19 protein-coding genes are annotated in these 17,702 nt (G+C 46.8%); all 19 read left to right on the plus strand.

Features of this window, described 5'->3' with window-relative positions; translation table 11 throughout:
- The first annotated feature begins 77 nt into the window (after window positions 1–77).
- The 19 genes from rpmF to rplS all read left to right on the plus strand — a co-directional run bounded on the left by rpmF (window position 78) and on the right by rplS (window position 17,702).
- Window positions 78–251, plus strand: coding sequence for a 50S ribosomal protein L32 (gene rpmF, locus MKY98_RS10010; protein ID WP_007429979.1), 174 nt, complete (start codon window positions 78–80; stop codon window positions 249–251).
- Between the two features lie 281 nt (window positions 252–532).
- The gene (fapR, locus tag MKY98_RS10015; RefSeq protein ID WP_069011389.1) at window positions 533–1,129 is read left to right on the plus strand and encodes a transcription factor FapR; all 597 of its coding nucleotides are present in this window, start codon (window positions 533–535) and stop codon (window positions 1,127–1,129) included.
- Entirely contained in the window at window positions 1,113–2,105 is a 993-nt protein-coding gene (gene plsX / locus MKY98_RS10020) for a phosphate acyltransferase PlsX (RefSeq protein WP_039274759.1), read from the plus strand. Before fapR ends, plsX begins: the two co-directional genes overlap by 17 nt.
- 8 nt (window positions 2,106–2,113) lie before the next feature.
- On the plus strand, window positions 2,114–3,103 hold the full coding sequence (locus MKY98_RS10025; RefSeq protein WP_029515009.1) for a beta-ketoacyl-ACP synthase III: 990 nt from the start codon (window positions 2,114–2,116) through the stop codon (window positions 3,101–3,103).
- Window positions 3,104–3,184: 81 nt separating this feature from the next.
- Window positions 3,185–4,129: an ACP S-malonyltransferase gene (fabD, locus tag MKY98_RS10030; RefSeq protein ID WP_069011390.1), complete on the plus strand. Its 945-nt coding sequence runs from the start codon at window positions 3,185–3,187 to the stop codon at window positions 4,127–4,129.
- A 50-nt stretch (window positions 4,130–4,179) separates the two neighbouring features.
- Window positions 4,180–4,929, plus strand: a complete 750-nt coding sequence (gene fabG, locus MKY98_RS10035; RefSeq protein ID WP_039274753.1) for a 3-oxoacyl-[acyl-carrier-protein] reductase — start codon at window positions 4,180–4,182, stop codon at window positions 4,927–4,929.
- 108 nt (window positions 4,930–5,037) lie between these two features.
- Window positions 5,038–5,271, plus strand: a complete 234-nt coding sequence (locus tag MKY98_RS10040; RefSeq protein ID WP_007429985.1) for an acyl carrier protein — start codon at window positions 5,038–5,040, stop codon at window positions 5,269–5,271.
- 228 nt (window positions 5,272–5,499) lie between these two features.
- On the plus strand, window positions 5,500–6,738 hold the full coding sequence (fabF, locus tag MKY98_RS10045) for a beta-ketoacyl-ACP synthase II (protein ID WP_029515005.1): 1,239 nt from the start codon (window positions 5,500–5,502) through the stop codon (window positions 6,736–6,738).
- Between the two features lie 12 nt (window positions 6,739–6,750).
- A complete protein-coding gene (gene rnc, locus MKY98_RS10050; protein ID WP_029515003.1) occupies window positions 6,751–7,449 on the plus strand; it encodes a ribonuclease III in 699 nt (232 codons plus the stop codon).
- A gap of 256 nt (window positions 7,450–7,705) precedes the next feature.
- Complete coding sequence (gene smc, locus MKY98_RS10055) at window positions 7,706–11,275, plus strand: chromosome segregation protein SMC (protein WP_069011391.1); 3,570 nt, start codon at window positions 7,706–7,708, stop codon at window positions 11,273–11,275.
- Window positions 11,276–11,313: 38 nt separating this feature from the next.
- Window positions 11,314–12,330 (plus strand): signal recognition particle-docking protein FtsY, encoded by a 1,017-nt coding sequence (gene ftsY / locus MKY98_RS10060; RefSeq protein WP_069011392.1) that lies wholly within the window; start codon window positions 11,314–11,316, stop codon window positions 12,328–12,330.
- 164 nt (window positions 12,331–12,494) lie between these two features.
- On the plus strand, window positions 12,495–13,145 hold the full coding sequence (gene trhA, locus MKY98_RS10065; RefSeq protein ID WP_025721713.1) for a PAQR family membrane homeostasis protein TrhA: 651 nt from the start codon (window positions 12,495–12,497) through the stop codon (window positions 13,143–13,145).
- 166 nt (window positions 13,146–13,311) lie between these two features.
- A complete protein-coding gene (locus MKY98_RS10070; RefSeq protein ID WP_039274748.1) occupies window positions 13,312–13,680 on the plus strand; it encodes a putative DNA-binding protein in 369 nt (122 codons plus the stop codon).
- Window positions 13,681–13,731: 51 nt separating this feature from the next.
- Window positions 13,732–15,108, plus strand: coding sequence for a signal recognition particle protein (gene ffh / locus MKY98_RS10075; RefSeq protein ID WP_069011393.1), 1,377 nt, complete (start codon window positions 13,732–13,734; stop codon window positions 15,106–15,108).
- 66 nt (window positions 15,109–15,174) lie between these two features.
- Window positions 15,175–15,447, plus strand: coding sequence for a 30S ribosomal protein S16 (gene rpsP / locus MKY98_RS10080; RefSeq protein ID WP_013309862.1), 273 nt, complete (start codon window positions 15,175–15,177; stop codon window positions 15,445–15,447).
- Window positions 15,448–15,470: 23 nt separating this feature from the next.
- Complete coding sequence (locus tag MKY98_RS10085) at window positions 15,471–15,701, plus strand: KH domain-containing protein (RefSeq protein ID WP_013309863.1); 231 nt, start codon at window positions 15,471–15,473, stop codon at window positions 15,699–15,701.
- A gap of 98 nt (window positions 15,702–15,799) precedes the next feature.
- The gene (gene rimM, locus MKY98_RS10090) at window positions 15,800–16,315 is read left to right on the plus strand and encodes a ribosome maturation factor RimM (protein ID WP_013309864.1); all 516 of its coding nucleotides are present in this window, start codon (window positions 15,800–15,802) and stop codon (window positions 16,313–16,315) included.
- Window positions 16,315–17,133, plus strand: coding sequence for a tRNA (guanosine(37)-N1)-methyltransferase TrmD (gene trmD / locus MKY98_RS10095; RefSeq protein ID WP_069011394.1), 819 nt, complete (start codon window positions 16,315–16,317; stop codon window positions 17,131–17,133). Before rimM ends, trmD begins: the two co-directional genes overlap by 1 nt.
- A 224-nt stretch (window positions 17,134–17,357) precedes the next feature.
- On the plus strand, window positions 17,358–17,702 hold the full coding sequence (gene rplS, locus MKY98_RS10100; protein WP_010346403.1) for a 50S ribosomal protein L19: 345 nt from the start codon (window positions 17,358–17,360) through the stop codon (window positions 17,700–17,702).

The raw sequence follows: 17,702 nt of genomic DNA on the forward strand, positions 1-17,702 counted from the left end.
GCATTTTCTTCAGTCTTGAATGAGATAAGAAGTCATACCCGTTATGCGGGGTTGATCTGGTTAAGGAGGTGGGAATAATGGCAGTACCTCAACGGAGAACATCCAAAACTCGTCGCGACAAACGTCGTACTCACTTTAAACTGGCAGTACCAGGTATGGTGAAATGCTCCGAATGCGGCGAATTGAAACTTGCTCACCATGTGTGCAAAGTTTGCGGAACGTACAAAGCTAGAGAGATCATCTCTCAATAATGTCCGATAAGCGGATTCTTTGGAATCTTCGCAGAAAAAGTAGCGCTTCACTTCAGTGAGGCGCTACTTTTTTTGTCTGCATGCTTCCTTTTTACGTCAGCATGCTATATACTGTTTTAGTACCAGGTTCTAAGAAAGAAGGGCCGAAGGGGTTCCTTTATACATACAAGAAGACAAATCGGCTTGAAGTTTCGCCGTTAGAAAGTGAAGTAAAGTAACCCGAACTGTCGTCTGAACGATGGTTTATTGTAGGGAAAGGAGGCGTCACTGACATCGAACGTTTGCCGAAGAGACAGAGACAGCAGCGGCTGACTCAATTAATTGATGATAATCCATTCGTAACGGATCAGGAATTGACAAGACAGCTGAAGGTGAGTATTCAGACTATTCGGCTGGACCGGATGGAGCTGGGAATCCCCGAATTGCGGGAACGGCTAAAGCTGATGGCTGAGCGCTCCTACGACCAGGTTCGTTCCTTGCCTTTGCATGAAGTGATCGGGGATATCGTTGATCTGCAGTTGGATCGAAGCGGTATTTCGATTTTTGAGATTAAAGAGGAACATGTTTTTTCGCGTACTGGCATTGCGCGGGGGCATTATGTATTTGCTCAGGCCAATTCATTGGCCGTTGCTGTGATTAATGATGAGATAGCATTGACTGCATCAGCGGATATACGCTTTGTCCGCCCGGTTCATTTAGGTGAGAAGTGCATTGCCAAGGCATATGTACGTTCAAATCCAGAACAAAAAGGGAAGGCTAAAGTGGAAGTTTTCGCCTACGTAGGAGAAGAAATGGTGTTCCAAGGCAACTTTATCATTTATCGCTCCACGGAGGAAGAGTATAGCGAAGGAGGAAGTCAGCATGCGGATCGCCATTGATGCCATGGGGGGAGATAATGCTCCTGAGGCGACAGTAGAGGGCGCGCTATCTGCGGCGGCGGAATGGAAGGATACGGACATTACGCTGGTTGGTGACCGGGAACGAATTGAATCGGTTCTGAACGGTAGAGCGTTGCCGACGAACCTCAGCATTCGCCATGCATCCGAAACGATAGATGCGCAGGACGAGCCTGTAAAGGCGGTGCGCCGCAAAAAGGATGCTTCAATGGTCGTAGCTGGTCGAATGGTCAGAGAAGGCGAAGCGGATGCCATGATATCTGCAGGTAATACAGGCGCGCTAATGACCACGGGGTTGCTGGTGGTTGGAAGAATGGAGGGCATTGAACGTCCGGCTCTCGCACCGATGATACCGACGATTGACGATCAGGGTATTCTGGCGCTTGACTTGGGAGCCAATATGGATGCCAAGCCTGAGCATCTTGCCCAGTATGCACTGATGGGGAGCTTGTATCGTCAGAAAGTTCACGGTGTGACTTCTCCAAGGGTGGGTCTGCTGAATGTGGGGACTGAAGCTGGGAAGGGCAATGAACTGACGAAGTTGGCATTTCCACTTATTGAGCAGTTACCTGTCCATTTTGTGGGTAATGTTGAATCGAGAGATGTGTTAACTGGGAATTGCGATGTACTGGTGTGCGATGGATTTGCTGGAAATATCATGCTAAAATCACTAGAGGGTACAGCGGGGGCCATATTTTCTCTCTTAAAAGAGCAATTCACCAAATCCTTGAAGACCAAGCTTGCGGCAGCCTTGATTATGCCTGAGCTCCGCAGTCTGAAAGGTAAATTGGATTATAAAGAGCATGGCGGGGCTCCTTTGCTGGGTTTGAGTGGACTCGTCCTGAAAAGTCACGGTTCGTCTGACGGCGTTGCCGTCAAAAATGCGGTAAGGCAGGCTCGTACGGCCTTGCAAAACCGGTTGGTGGAAAGTATATCCAAGGAAATCAGCAGGAAGTGAGTGACGATATGAATAAATTACGGCCGGTTGGTGTTATCGGAACAGGGAAATACGTACCTGAGAAAATTCTGACCAATAAAGATTTGGAAGCAATCGTAGAAACAAGTGATGAATGGATTGTCAGCCGTACAGGGATTCAGGAGCGCCATATTGCAGCTCCAGAGCAGGCTACATCTGATTTAGCTTATGAAGCAGCAATTAAGGCGTTGGAGTCCGCGGGTATGACGGCACAGGATCTGGATTTAATTATTGTAGCTACGGTTACACCGGATATGGCGTTTCCGTCAACTGCCTGCATTCTTCAGGACAAACTGGGAGCCAAAGGCGCAGCGGCTTTCGATTTGTCTGCGGCATGCTCGGGTTTTGTATACGGACTGGCTACGGCAACGAGCTTCATTAAGACAGGTATTTATAATAATGCGTTAATCATTGGGGCAGACTGTCTTTCTCGGATTACAGATTATACCGACCGCAATACCTGTGTCCTATTCGGAGATGGTGCAGGAGCTGTAGTGATTGGCGAAGTGCCTGAAGGCAGAGGATTCCAATCCTTTGATCTCGGGGCTGAAGGCGCAGGTGGAACCTTGCTTAAGCTGGAAGCTGGTGGCTCGCGTTTGCCTGCGAGTGCAGACACACTGGAGAATAAACAGCACTATATTTACATGAACGGACGCGAAGTGTTCAAGTTCGCGGTTCGTGTTATGGGAACGGCAACGGTTGATGTGTTGGAAAAAGCAGGGCTGTCCAAAGATGATATTGATCTGTTCGTTCCACATCAAGCCAATGTTCGCATCATCCAATCGGCGATGCAACGTCTGGATTTGCCAGAGGAAAAGGTAGTTGTTAATGTTCATAAATATGCGAATACATCCGCAGCATCAATCCCTCTCGCCCTAGTAGAAGCAGCTGAGGAAGGCCGCATGAAGGAAGGCGACCGTGTATTAATGGTGGGCTTTGGCGGTGGCTTGACCTGGGGAGCGTCGGTTCTTGTCTGGTAATAAGATGGAATTTTTGATATAATATTGAATTTGTGTAGTGTTTTACAGGACAAGCATTGGATATAGAGAGGTGCATACACGATGGGCAAAACGGCATTTATATTCCCCGGTCAGGGTTCACAAGCTGTAGGTATGGCTAAAGATGCTTATGAAGCAGTTCCAGCTGCAACAGAAGTATTTCGCCAAGCGGACGAACGGTTAGGGTTCGCACTAAGCACACTGGTTTTTGAAGGGCCAGACACAGCTTTGAAGCAAACATCCAATACGCAGCCTGCACTGTTAACGGCGAGCATTGCACTGTATGAAGCGTTCAAGGAAAAAATGGACATTCATCCCGATTATGTAGCTGGGCACAGTCTAGGAGAGTACAGCGCGCTAGTTGCTTCAGGTGTCCTTGCATTTGCGGATGCGGTTGAGACTGTTCGTGCACGTGGTCAGTTTATGGAACAGGCTATTCCTGCTGGACAAGGCGGTATGGCTGCTGTGTTGGGAGCTGATCGTGAAGCATTGGCAGCATTGTGCCGTGATATTACGGAGTCTGGTCAACTGGTCGAACTAGCCAACATCAATTGTCCCGGACAGATTGTCGTATCTGGTACGAAGGAAGGCGTAGCTGCTGTCGCTGAACGTGTGAAGGAAGCAGGCGGCAAGCGTGCTATTACTCTGGAGGTTAGCGGTCCTTTCCACTCGTCATTGATGAAGGAAGCAGCGACCAAGCTCTCAGACAAGTTGGGGACTGTAACTTTCTCTGAAGCTCAGATTCCGGTGGTGGCTAATGTAACAGCTAAACCTGTACGTGAGGGGAATGAAATCCGCCAACTGTTGGTGGATCAGGTCTATTCTCCGGTACTGTGGGAAGACAGTGTAGCATGGCTACTGGAACAAGGTGTTGACACTTTTGTTGAGTTTGGACCGGGAAGTGTTTTGACTGGACTGGTTAAAAAAATCGACAAAACGGTTAAGCTGTATAATATAAGTAGCCTGGAGTCGATTGCTTCTGTAACGGAAGCCTTGGAGGCCCGTTAAAAGTATAATTATTGCCTTAACGGGTTATATACTTGCAAGGGAGGACTATGATGTCTAAGCCATTAAGTGGAAAAACGGCGCTCGTTACGGGAGCGTCGCGCGGAATTGGCCGTAGTATCGCGCTGGCGCTGGCTGATGCAGGCGCTAATGTGGCGGTAAACTATGCTGGTAGTGAAGCGGCTGCGACTGAGGTAGCTGAGCAGATTCGTGCCAAAGGTGTGGAGGCTATTACAGTTCAGGCTAATGTCGGTCGCGCTGACGAAGCAGATCAGTTGATCAAGGATGTGATTGGCGCTTGGGGCAAGATTGACATCCTGGTGAATAATGCCGGCATAACAAGAGATAATTTAATCATGCGCATGAAGGAAGAGGAATTCGATCAGGTGATCGAAACGAATCTGAAGGGTGTGTTTAATTGTCTTAAGGCGGCAACACGTCCAATGATGAAACAGCGTTCTGGCCGAATTATCAATATCTCCTCCGTGGTTGGTGTTCTTGGCAATGCAGGACAAGCCAACTACGTTGCTGCTAAAGCAGGGGTGATTGGTCTTACCAAATCCTCTGCTCGAGAGCTTGCTTCGAGAGGTATTACAGTGAACTGCGTGGCTCCTGGATTCATCGATACTGAGATGACGCAGGTACTGGCTGATGATTTGCGTGACAATATGCTTAGCGGTATTCCGCTGGCCCGTCTTGGACGGCCTGAGGAAATTGCTGACGTGGTGCTGTTCTTGGCCTCGGATGCTTCCTCATATATGACGGGCCAGACTTTGCATGTGGATGGCGGCATGTATATGTAGTAGCATGTTGCCAATCTGCATGCCCCGATGAAGAGTTGTCAAAGAAAACTCTCTTCTATGGCATTTTAATTGTAATTTTCGTATAATACCTAAGAGGAGGTGAGCCGGATGTCCGATGTATTGGAGCGCGTAAAACGCATTGTCGTTGACCGTTTGGGAGCCGACGAAGCCGAAGTTACACTTGAAGCATCTTTTAAAGATGATTTAGGCGCTGATTCTCTCGATGTAGTTGAATTGGTAATGGAATTGGAAGATGAGTTTGATATGGAAATCTCTGATGAAGATGCAGAGAAAATTACAACTGTAGGTGAAGTTGTGAAGTACATACAATCTCATACCTAATTCATGTCATCAAAAGTCCCGTTCTGTTACAGGCGGGACTTTCTCCTAATTATACAGATTGAACTAAAGGCGGAATTGCCGCGTGTTTTTGAGTTTGGTTCAGCTTAACTTAGTCAAAGGCTGAGAAGTATGCCGCATTACTAACTTTAGTTGATTCTATATTATTTTAACGCACAAGAGTGTGCGGTCTTAAAATACAATATGCAGTAGACATAGAGGTGATTATCTTTGAAACAACGTGTTGTCATAACAGGAATGGGTGTAATCACTTCGCTGGGACAGGATTTGAACACACTATGGGATAATCTGATGGCCGGAAAATCCGGCGTCAGTGAAATCGAAGCTTTCGATACAAGTGAGTACACTACGAAAATAGCCGCTTCCATTAAAGATTTTAATCCAGAGGATTATATTGAACGTAAGGATGCGCGTAAAATGGACCGCTTTGTGCAGTTTGCGGTTGCTGCTAGTAAATTGGCGCTTGAGGACAGCGGACTTGTAATCGGAGAAAATGCGGAAGCTGAGCGTGTTGGTGTATCTGTCGGTTCCGGTATTGGCGGATTGGGAACTTGGGAAGATCAGCACAACGCACTGATTGAAAAAGGACCTAAACGCGTAAGCCCTTTCTTCATCCCGATGATGATTGCTAATATGGGTTCCGGTCAAGTGTCGATTTCGCTCGGTGCTAAAGGCCCCAATACATCACCAGTTACGGCTTGTGCCACGGGCAGTCATGCTATTGGCGATTCCTTCCGCATGATTCAGCGCGGCGACGCAGACGCCATGATTTGCGGAGGAGCTGAGGCGACTATTCGTCCGATTGGTATGGCTGGATTTTGTTCCATGCGAGCGATGTCCACGCGTAACGACGAGCCTGAAAAGGCAAGCCGCCCTTTTGATACCGAAAGAGACGGGTTTGTTATGGGCGAAGGCTCTGGTGTTCTTATTCTGGAATCGTTGGATCATGCTTTGAAGCGTGGTGCGCGTATTTACGGTGAAGTGATTGGCTACGGTCTTTCTGGCGATGCTCATCATATGACGGAGCCTGATCCAGAGGGAGCGGCACGCTGCATTAGAATGGCGATCCGTGATGCCGGATTGAATCCTGAGGAGATTGATTATATCAATGCACATGGTACGTCTACGCCAGTCGGTGATAAATCCGAAACGGAAGCAGTTAAGAAAACGCTTGGAGATCATGCCTATAAGGTAGCGATCAGCTCAACTAAGTCGATGACAGGGCATTTATTGGGTGCAGCGGGCGGCGTTGAAGCCGTGATCTGTGGTCTCGCCCTTCAGCACCAGACGATTCCGCCAACGATTAATTTGGATAATCAAGACCCGGCATGCGATCTTGATTATGTACCTAATAAGCCGAGAAAAGCGGAACTGAATGTGGTTATGTCCAATTCCTTTGGTTTTGGCGGTCACAATGCTACGGTTATTCTAAAAAAATATGAAGCATAAGGGGTCAGTTCGTTGAGTGGAGACTTGAAGCAATTACAGCAGAAACTTCATATTCAATTCAACAATCGGCAGCTTCTGAAGCAGGCCTTTACGCACGCTTCCTACGTAAACGAACATCGGTTCAGTCAGCATGCAGACAATGAGCGTCTTGAATTTTTAGGTGACGCTGTTCTGGAACTGACGGTGTCCGAGCAATTGTACAATCAGTACCCTAACCGACCCGAAGGCGAACTCACCAAGCTGCGTGCAGCTATTGTCTGTGAGCCTTCTCTGGTGAAGTTTGCTGTCGGACTTGAGTTTGGGCAATATGTGCTGCTTGGAAAAGGTGAAGAGTTGACAGGTGGACGTACTCGTCCGGCTCTGTTGGCTGATGTATTCGAAGCGTTCGTAGGTGCGCTTTATTTGGATCAGGGTCTGGAGGCCGTCCGTTCGTTTCTGGAACATTATATTTTCCCTCAAATTGTATTAAATGGTAAACTTCAGATGAGTGATTTCAAAACAGAGCTTCAGGAACTGACACAGCATCATAACATGGGGATGCTTGAATACAAGATTGTAGAGGAGCGCGGACCAGCCCATGAGCGCGAGTTTGTAGCCGAGGTATATATGGACAGCGAACGGCTAGGGGCAGGTACGGGGCGCTCCAAAAAAGAAGCTGAGCAGCAAGCGGCGGCAGTAGCTTTAAACCGTTTGAAGCTGGCAGAATCGTAATCGGTACCTGAGCAGCCCGGACGGGTTACGCAAGCAGGGGGCACAAAGTAAGAGCAAAGGGCAGTCCGCGGGGAGTCCCGGCCCGTAATGGCGAATGGACTGCGTTTTGCTCTTTTTTCGTGGCTTTGCTGGTGTAATGTGAGTGTTGGTACTGTGCTTTAAACAAGCTAGTTTATGCTACAATAGGGATAATTCATATCAATCAGGTAAACGGTGTTGTACAAGCATATTTGAAATGTTAGAGGTGAGATTGAGCATGTTTTTAAAGCGCATTGAGCTGGCGGGCTTCAAATCGTTTGCAGATAAAACGGAAATGGAATTTGTCCGCGGCATTACGGCAGTCGTCGGACCTAACGGAAGCGGAAAAAGTAATATTTCCGACGGGATTCGTTGGGTGCTGGGCGAACAGAGTGCCAAATCACTGCGTGGCGGCAAAATGGAGGACATTATTTTTGCAGGTAGTGATGCTCGTAAGGCTGTTAATTACGGTGAAGTATCGCTTACGTTGGATAATGAAGATCAGGCGTTGCCTCTGGATTTTGGTGAAGTCACGGTAACGCGACGTGTACATCGAAGTGGGGATAGTGAATATTTCATTAATCGGCAATCATGCAGACTCCGAGATATTACAGAGCTGTTTATGGATACAGGGATTGGTAAAGAAGCTTATTCCATTATTGGGCAGGGACGCATTGAAGAAATCCTAAGTACTCGATCTGAGGATCGTCGAGGTATTTTTGAGGAAGCCTCGGGTATCGTAAAATATAAATCCCGTAAAAAAGATGCGGTTCGCAAGCTGGATGAGACGGAGCAAAATTTGCTGCGTATTCACGATTTAGTTAGTGAACTGGAAGATCAGATTGGACCGCTTAAGGAGCAGTCTGAAAAGGCGATTCATTTTAAAGAGCTACGCGGTGAATTGAAATCAAAAGAAATCTCTATGTACGTCCATCAAATTGAACAAATTCATACTTCGTGGAGCGATGCGACTTCCAAATTAGCTTTGCTGCAGCAGGAGCAACTTCAGTTGTCTACGGTGGTCTCCCGCCATGATGCGATGCTGGAAAGCGACCGCAACGAATTACGCCAGCTGGAAGAGCAGGTAGAACAGTTGCAAAGGGATCTGCTGCAATACAGTGAAGCGACGGAGAAAAGTGAAGGCTACGGCGAATTGCTCAAAGAGCGCACACGCAATCTGGCGGCTAATCGGGAACAGCTGATCTTATCACTTAGCACAAGCGAATCACGGCATTCCGAGCGCAAGAGTGAACTGGATCAGCTGAACGAAAAGCTGTCTGCACTGAATGTAGAGCTTGACGAGTTGCGTGCACGGCTGTCTGACGAAGAGGCCAAACTGATTGGAGTTACAGGCGGAATCAGCCAGGAGCAGGAAGAAAGCCTAAAGGGTGGTCTGCTGGAGCTGATGAATCAGATGGCGCAGGCGCGTAACGAAATCCGTTATACAGACCAACAGAAGGAAGCATTGGAACGGCGTGTGACTCGTGTAAGTGACGAATCCGGCAAATGGGAAGCCCAGAAAGTACAACTTGAACAGCGCAAAAAGGGATTGGAAGCTGCGGTTCAGAAGCTGGGGCAGGAAATCAGTAGTTTGCGTAGTGGCTATATTCAGGGAAGTGAAAAGTACCAGGCCCTGCAAAAACTTTTGGAAGAAAACCAGGGTACAGTTCGTAAATGGGAACAAAAACGTGAGGCTCAAATTTCACGGCGAGATACAATGAAGGAAATGCAGGATGACTTTGACGGCTTCATGCTTGGAGTTAAAGAGGTATTGAAGGCTGCACGAAAAGAAACCTTGCACGGTGTGCATGGAGCGGTAGCAGAGCTGATTCGGGTGCCTGAGCATTTAGAGCAGGCAATGGAAACTGCTTTGGGTGCATCAGTTCAGCATATCGTGATGGAAAATGAATCCGTATCCAGACAGGCAATCAGTTTTCTAAAGCAGCGTCAACTGGGCAGAGCGACATTTTTGCCTATGGATGTTATCCGTCCGCGTCAAATCGGTGCAGGAGAACGCCAAATTGCAGAAGGAGCCGAAGGCTTTGTCGGAATCGGTGCAGATCTTGTTCAGTATGATGATCGATATGCCGGAATTGTAGGCAGTCTCTTGGGGAATGTGGTCATTGCCCGTACGTTGGAAGATGCAAACCGTATTGCGGCCCGTTGCCAATATAGATACCGCGTGGTCACTTTGGAAGGCGATGTTGTCAATGCAGGGGGTTCCATGACTGGGGGAAGCCAGTTTAAGAAAAATGCTAATCTGCTTGGACGCAAACGTCAGCTGGATCAGTTGGACCAGGACATTGTAGATACGGAGCAGCAAATTGCAAGGTTGCGCCAGAGTGCAATAGATACCAAACGCCAGTTGGAAGAGACACAGACCCGTCTGGACGAGTTGCGCCAGGGCGGCGATGTGAAGCGCGGTGAAGAGCAGCAGATGGCAATGGAACTCAAGCAACTGGAGCATGAACTTCGTCATGTTCTGGAGCAGGTCGCTGCGTCTGGTCAGGAGAAAAAGGGCTTTGATCAGGAAATCAAGGAGCTGGAAACTTCCCGTGAAGAAGCGTTGGTAAAGTTGGCTGCGCTGGAAGAAGAAGAAAAGAAAACGCATCAGGCCATTCACGCTGCTGAATTTGCCCGTAAAGCTAACGAATCTGCCAAAGAGCAGCTGCAGGGAGAGCTTACGAATCTCAAGGTAAGAGAAGGAAAGCTGGACCAAGAGCGCTTTTCTTTGGAAGAGCAGTTGCGCAGATTGCGTGGGGATTATGATACTCTTGGTAAAGATTCGAGACAAAACAAAACCTTGCTTGCTTCCATCGAAGCAGATTTGCTGACCAATGAGCAGGAGACCGTGAAACAGATTGAAAATCTCAATCAATACCGTTTGAAAAAGGAAGAAGCCGCACAGCAACTGGAATTCAAACGGGCTGCACGCAGCAGCTTGTCCAAAAAGCTTGAAGTGGCTGAGAACGACACGAAAGAACAGCGAATTCAGCTCAAGTCAGTGGAGGAGTTGCTTCGTCAAACGGAAATTGGAGTAAATCGGCTTGATGTGGAACTGGAAAACGTTCTGAAAAAATTAAGTGATGATTATGAACTCAGCTATGAGTTAGCCAAGCAGCGTTACCCTATACCGGAAGATATAGAAGGTACGCAGAGCGAGGTAGAGAGGCTCAAACGGGGTATTTCCGCGTTGGGTGAGGTGAATCTGGGTGCCATTGAAGAATACCAGCGTGTGCATGAGCGTTATACGTTTCTTGATGAGCAAAAGTCTGATTTGGTGGAGGCCAAGACAACACTTTATCAGGTTATTCGTGAAATGGATGAAGAAATGTCCAAACGCTTTAAGACTACGTTCGATGCTATTCGGCGCGAATTTGGAACGGTATTCTCCAAGCTGTTCGGAGGCGGACGTGCTGATCTCGTGTTACTTGACCCGGAACGCTTATTGGAGACGGGAATTGACATCGTAGCTCAGCCACCGGGCAAAAAACTGCAAAATTTGCAGCTACTGTCGGGCGGTGAGCGTGCGTTAACAGCGATGGCGTTACTATTTGCCATTTTACACGTTAAACCTGTTCCATTCTGTGTACTCGATGAAGTAGAGGCTGCATTGGACGAAGCAAACGTGGTGCGTTTTGCCCAGTATTTACGAGAATTCTCGGAGCAGACACAGTTCATTGTAGTCACACACCGCAAGGGCACAATGGAAGAATCTGATGTGCTGTACGGGGTTACGATGGAGGAAGGCGGGGTTTCCAAACTCGTATCTGTCAAGCTGGACAACGATGAAGCTGAGATTGCCTGACATTAAATAACATACTTTCAGACCAACGGAGGGAATCCATGAGTTTCTTTAGGAAATTGAAGGAAAGCATTGCAAACAAAACTGAATCGGTCACAAAACAGTTCAAAGATGGATTGGAAAAAACACGTAAAGGTTTTGTTGAAAAAGTAACGGACTTGATGATTCGCCGTAAAAAGATTGATGAGGAATTTTATGAGGAACTGGAAGAAATTCTGATCGGAGCGGACGTAGGCGTCAACACGGTTATGAACCTCATTGAAGACCTGCGAGAAGAAGTGAAAAAGCGCAAAATTGAGGATGCATCCGAATTACAGCCTGTATTGTCGGAAAAGCTGTCCGAGTTGCTGCGGGGGAATGACAACAGTCAGCTCAAAATGAGTCCTGACGGAATTACAGTCATTCTATTCGTGGGAGTCAATGGCGTCGGCAAAACGACAACCATTGGCAAGTTAGCTCATCGTTTTAAACAAGAGGGCAAAAAAGTATTATTGGCTGCCGGAGATACGTTCCGGGCGGGTGCGATCGAACAGTTGGAGGTATGGGGCGAGCGGGCAGGTGTAGAGGTTATTAAGCAGCAATCCGGTTCCGATCCGGCTGCAGTTATGTTTGATGCCGTACAGGCTGCCAAGCAGCGACAAGTGGATGTTTTGTTGTGTGATACCGCAGGACGTCTTCAGAATAAAAGCAATCTGATGGAGGAACTGAACAAAATTTTCCGTGTGATTCAACGCGAAATTCCAGATGCTCCTCATGAAGTGTTGTTGGTACTTGATGCGACGACTGGACAAAATGCACTTAACCAAGCCAAGCTGTTTGGTGAGAAAAGCGGTGTAACCGGGCTGGTACTAACGAAATTGGATGGTACAGCGAAGGGCGGGATTGTTGTGGCCATCCGTCAGGAGCTGAATTTGCCTGTTAAGCTGGTGGGCTTAGGTGAAAAAGTGAATGATCTTCAACCGTTTGATTCCGAGCAATTCGTTCATGCGTTGTTCGCGGGGTTGATTCAGGAAGAGACGGCCGAAGCAACTGCTACAGGCGAGGAAGAACAGAACTGATACGTTTAAAGTGGGCTTTCATGCTGCGTTTGGGATAACTAAGTAGCCATCCTGTTGCTGTTCAAGTTTGCCCAGATGTATAATGAAAGCAAGAGGTCTGTCGAACCGTATATGTAATGTATCTTGTATGTAAAATATAAATCAGGAAGCCGGGTGAAAAACCGATGGCAAACACCTATACCTACTCCCGACGGGAAGAAGTAGCTAACGCCATTACACATGGAATTGGAGCCGTTTTAAGCGTGGCAGCGCTTGTGTTGCTTATTGTTTTTGCTAGCATGAAAGGAACCACTTGGCATGTCGTCAGCTTTACTATTTACGGGATTACGATGCTGCTGTTGTACACCAATTCAACGTTGCTTCATAGCCTACGTGAAGGAAAAATGAAGGATTTGTTCGAAATATTCGATCATTCTTGCATTTACCTGTTCATTGCAGGTAGCTACACCCCGTTTATGCTCGTTGCACTGCGAGGTACTCTGGGATGGACACTATTTGGAGTGATTTGGGGGATTGCACTGTTCGGTGTGTTGTTCAAGGCGTTCTTCACCAAGCGCTTCCTGTTTATGTCTACCGTGTTTTACATTGTGATGGGCTGGCTCATCACAATTGCCTGGAATCCTCTGGTTGCGACTGTTCCCGCCGGAGGGATGACGTTATTGTTCGTAGGTGGCCTTATGTATACGTTGGGCACGATTTTCTATGTATGGCGGGCATTTCCATATCACCATGCGATCTGGCATCTGTTTGTTCTGGCAGGCAGCATACTTCATTTTCTGGCTGTTCTGCTGTATCTTACTCCGGTAAGGGTTTAAGTAACAATGGGTAAAAAGTCGATCCGTACTTCCGTTTAAGGACAGTGGATCGGCTTTTTTTTGTATGACAAGGGATAACGCTTGACATCTTCTTTTCTTTTAGGTATCATAAGGAACGTTGAAAAGAACTGTAAAGTGTTTTTCCTTGACGATGGAGGTATACAAGATGAGTCAGGAGAATCGGCTGGAAAAGACAAACCGGATTAACCGACTGTTTGACTTCTATGAACCTCTGCTTACAGAGAAGCAACAGATGTTTTTAAAATATTACTTCCATGATGATTTTTCTTTAGGAGAAATTGCATCGGAATTTCAAATTAGCCGTCAGGCAGTATATGAACATATTAAACGTGCTGAACAGGTATTGGAAATGTACGAGGAAAAGCTTGGTTTGCTAAGTAAGTATGAGCGCAGAATCCAAGATCTCGATGAATTAAATAAGACGTTGTATGAGGCATTCGGTAAAATCGGTGAATCCGATGAAGGCACTCTGCAACACGTTCATCAAATTGTAAATCGCCTGCAGGAACTGTAGGACATATAGATTAAGAACAAACAACCCTGGTAGACAAGGAGGTGCGAAAGTATGGCATTTGAAGGATTATCGACTCGCTTGCAAAATGTATTCAGTAAACTGCGCGGTAAAGGAAAAGTGTCTGAGGATGATGTAGCTCAGGCGATGCGTGAAGTACGATTAGCTTTGCTTGAGGCGGACGTTAACTTCAAGGTTGTAAAGGACTTTATTGCCAAGGTAAAGGAGAAATCCGTTGGTAAGGAAGTGATGGACAGCTTTACGCCAGGCATGGTCATCATCGACATCGTGAACAAGGAACTGACCGAGTTGATGGGTGGCAGTCAGGCCAAGCTTGCCAAAGCAAACAAACCGCCTACGGTCATTATGATGGTGGGTCTCCAGGGCGCAGGTAAAACGACGACATCTGGTAAACTGGCGAAATTGCTGCAAAAGCAAAATCATCGCCCATTGCTTGTAGCTGGTGATATTTATAGACCAGCCGCGATCAAGCAGCTTCAGGTTCTTGGGGAGCAGATTAATACTCCTGTATTTACTCTGGGAGATCAGACAAGCCCAGTGGAAATCGCAAAACAGGGTTTGCAGCATGCTAAGGATAATGGAAATGACTACGTTATTATAGATACTGCCGGTCGTCTTCATGTTGATGAAGAACTCATGGAAGAGTTGCGCCAGATTCATACCAACGTCAACCCGGATGAAGTTCTACTGGTTGTAGATAGCATGACGGGGCAGGACGCGGTTAACGTTGCGGAGCACTTTAATACTAGCCTAGAGTTAACGGGAGTTGTACTGACGAAGCTGGATGGCGACACTCGTGGTGGCGCAGCTTTATCGGTTAAAGCTGTAACGGGATGTCCGATCAAGTTTGCTACATTGGGTGAAAAGCTGGATGCGATGGAGCCGTTTCATCCTGAACGGATGGCTTCACGGATTTTAGGTATGGGTGACATGTTGTCCCTGATTGAAAAAGCGCAGTCCAATATCGACGCCGATAAGGCGAAGGAAATGGAACGGAAAATGCGTAATGCCGAGTTTACTTTCGAAGATTTTCTGGAGCAAATGGATCAAGTTAAGAAGCTTGGCCCAATCGACCAGATTCTTGATATGATTCCCGGTATGGGCAATATGAAGCAAATGAAAGATATCAAAGTGGATGACAAACAGATGGGCCGAATTGAGGCTATCGTTCATTCTATGACCACACAGGAGAAGCAAAACCCAGACATGATTAATCATAGCCGTCGCAAACGTATTTCTGTAGGCAGTGGAACATCACTGGCTGAGGTAAATCGTCTGATAAAGCAATTTGACGAAATGCGTCGCATGATGAAGCAGTTCTCAGATATGATGGGACCTAAGGGTGGCAAAAACAAGGCTATGAAGCAGTTAAAGAGTATGGGTAAAGGTATGAAGTTTCCTTTCCGCTAAGGCCAATAGGCCCTTGGAATTATGGATAACAATATACAGTCTACTTTTTGAAGGAGGTGAATTTTCGTGGCAGTTCGTATTCGTCTGAAACGTATGGGTGCACATAAAGCTCCTTTCTATCGCGTCGTGGTATCTGATTCTCGTTCCCCGCGTGACGGTCGTTTTATCGAAGAAATCGGTTACTACAACCCAATCACAGTACCAGCGGTTGTAAAAATTGATGAAGATAAAGCGCTGAAATGGTTGCAAGATGGTGCACAAGCATCCGACACAGTCCGTAACTTGCTTAGCAAAGCGGGCGTAATGAAAAAGTTTCATGAGTCTAAACTACAGAAATAAGGTGCTGATACGGAGGGTCAACCATGGAAGAATTAGTGATAATCATTGCTAAGGCTTTAGTCGATCATCCGGAAGATGTAACCGTGAAGACCTTGGAGAAGGATCGGCTTGTTGTATATGAGCTTAGTGTACATCCTGAGGATGTAGGCAAGATCATTGGTAAGCAGGGTCGTATCGCCAAGGCGCTTCGCACTGTGGTTGCATCAGCAGCCGTTAAGATGGATAAACGGGTTACCGTAGACATCATATCTTAAAGATATACGAAAGTGGGTTAGGATGTATGTCCTAACCCTTTTTCGTACATGATGAAGATGTATATGGAGCGGGACCGATTACAAGCAGGAGGAACACGATGCAACAATTGTTTAATGTCGGAAAAATTGTGAATACCCATGGAATCCGTGGGGAGCTAAAAATATTAACGACGACAGATTTTCCAGAGGATCGCTTTGCAAAAGGCAGTGAGCTTTTGATTGTTCCGGCTGAAGGTAAAGCACCGATCCCCGTAACTGTTGAAACAGCGCGTTTTCAAAAAAATATGGTTGTCGCTAAATTTAAGGAATATCACAATATTAATGAAGTTGAAAAATATAAAGGTACATTGTTGAAGGTATCTGCTGAGCGGTTAGGCGAATTGGAAGAAAATGAATTCTATTTTCATGAAGTAGTCGGCATGGAAGTGGTGACCGAGGACGGAAATGAGCTCGGCGTGGTCAAGGAAATTTTGACTCCGGGAGCCAATGACGTATGGGTAGTCAAAATGCCTAAAGGCAAGGAACTGCTATTGCCGTATATAGAGGATGTTATTTTGGATGTAAACGTGCGTGAAAAACGGGTTACGGTACGGTTAATGGAAGGTCTGCTGTAATGCGGGTGGATGTGCTGACCCTGTTTCCAGAGATGTTTGATGGAGTATTTAATGCAAGCATTCTGGGAAAAGCAAGGGATAAGGGAATTGTATCACTGCAAGCGGTTAATTTTCGTCAGTATGCCGGCAACAAACACGGACAAGTGGATGATACGCCCTATGGCGGTGGGGGCGGCATGGTTTTGAAGCCTGACCCTATTTTTGCTGCTGTGGAAGCGCTGTTGGATAAATCAGAGCAACCAACATTAGAGACTGCCGCTGAAGTTAACCAACTTGAAGGGGTAGAACGTAACACAGACATAAAATCTCCGCGTATCATTTTGATGTGTCCACAAGGCGAGACTTTTACGCAAAAGAAAGCGGAAGAGCTGGCCAAAGAGGACCATCTTATTTTTATATGTGGGCATTACGAGGGTTATGATGAGCGTATTCGAGAGCATTTGGTGACGGATGAGCTTTCTATCGGAGATTATGTATTGACTGGTGGTGAGCTTCCAGCCATGACCGTCATTGACAGTGTGACACGGTTGCTTCCAGGAGTTCTGGGGAACGAAACGAGTGCGGTAACGGACTCGTTTAGTACGGGGCTGCTGGAATACCCCCATTATACCCGGCCTGCGGAGTTTCGGGGCTGGAAAGTACCCGATGTACTCCTGTCAGGGCATCACGTCAATATTGATTCTTGGAGACGACAAGAGGCGTTACGTCGCACGATGGAACGCCGACCGGATCTATTGGAACAAGCTGAACTGACAGGCAAGGAGCGTGTGTGGATTGAGGAGCAACGCAAAGCTGACTTTTTGGAAGACAAGCATTAAAACGCTTTAAACATGAGTGGATTTGAAAGCAGGCAGTGACCTGTTCTATAATAAAGTCAATTAAATAATGTTTGGTCAAATCCCTTTTTGTTGTTGCAATGCGGTATCCTCCATGATACAATACATCTGTTGTGTGTAATACGGTGGTCCTCTGTGGATGATGAAGGAAACGGTTGTGTTTCCAGAAGAAGCATGAACACCTGTACGGAAGGAGGGAGTCATAGATGAATATCGTCCAAGCGATCACTGAAGAACAACTGCGTAAAGATTTGCCTAACTTTCGTCCTGGTGACACTTTGAAAGTGCACGTGAAAGTTATTGAGGGAACTCGTGAGCGTATCCAGTTGTTTGAAGGTGTTGTAATTAAACGCCGTGGTGGTGGAATCAGTGAGACTTTTACAGTTCGTAAAATTTCTTACGGTGTAGGTGTGGAAAGAACTTTCCCGCTTCATTCCCCGAAAATCGATAAAATCGACGTGGCTCGCCGTGGTAAAGTGCGTCGTGCGAAGCTTTATTATCTTCGTGAACTGCGCGGTAAAGCAGCGAGAATTAAAGAAATTCGTCGTTAA

It is taken from the genome of Paenibacillus sp. FSL M8-0228 (assembly GCF_038007385.1).
Lineage (GTDB): Bacteria > Bacillota > Bacilli > Paenibacillales > Paenibacillaceae > Paenibacillus > Paenibacillus polymyxa_D.

Coding starts and splice junctions, on each gene's coding strand:
- smc (WP_069011391.1), top strand. CDS start 7,706: ATGTTTTTAAAGCGCATTGAGCTGGCGGGCTTCAAATCGTTTGCAGAT.
- ftsY (WP_069011392.1), top strand. CDS start 11,314: ATGAGTTTCTTTAGGAAATTGAAGGAAAGCATTGCAAACAAAACTGAA.
- fabD (WP_069011390.1), top strand. CDS start 3,185: ATGGGCAAAACGGCATTTATATTCCCCGGTCAGGGTTCACAAGCTGTA.
- rpmF (WP_007429979.1), top strand. CDS start 78: ATGGCAGTACCTCAACGGAGAACATCCAAAACTCGTCGCGACAAACGT.
- MKY98_RS10085 (WP_013309863.1), top strand. CDS start 15,471: ATGGAAGAATTAGTGATAATCATTGCTAAGGCTTTAGTCGATCATCCG.
- MKY98_RS10040 (WP_007429985.1), top strand. CDS start 5,038: ATGTCCGATGTATTGGAGCGCGTAAAACGCATTGTCGTTGACCGTTTG.
- rplS (WP_010346403.1), top strand. CDS start 17,358: ATGAATATCGTCCAAGCGATCACTGAAGAACAACTGCGTAAAGATTTG.
- rimM (WP_013309864.1), top strand. CDS start 15,800: ATGCAACAATTGTTTAATGTCGGAAAAATTGTGAATACCCATGGAATC.
- trmD (WP_069011394.1), top strand. CDS start 16,315: ATGCGGGTGGATGTGCTGACCCTGTTTCCAGAGATGTTTGATGGAGTA.
- ffh (WP_069011393.1), top strand. CDS start 13,732: ATGGCATTTGAAGGATTATCGACTCGCTTGCAAAATGTATTCAGTAAA.
- MKY98_RS10070 (WP_039274748.1), top strand. CDS start 13,312: ATGAGTCAGGAGAATCGGCTGGAAAAGACAAACCGGATTAACCGACTG.
- trhA (WP_025721713.1), top strand. CDS start 12,495: ATGGCAAACACCTATACCTACTCCCGACGGGAAGAAGTAGCTAACGCC.
- fabG (WP_039274753.1), top strand. CDS start 4,180: ATGTCTAAGCCATTAAGTGGAAAAACGGCGCTCGTTACGGGAGCGTCG.
- MKY98_RS10025 (WP_029515009.1), top strand. CDS start 2,114: ATGAATAAATTACGGCCGGTTGGTGTTATCGGAACAGGGAAATACGTA.
- plsX (WP_039274759.1), top strand. CDS start 1,113: ATGCGGATCGCCATTGATGCCATGGGGGGAGATAATGCTCCTGAGGCG.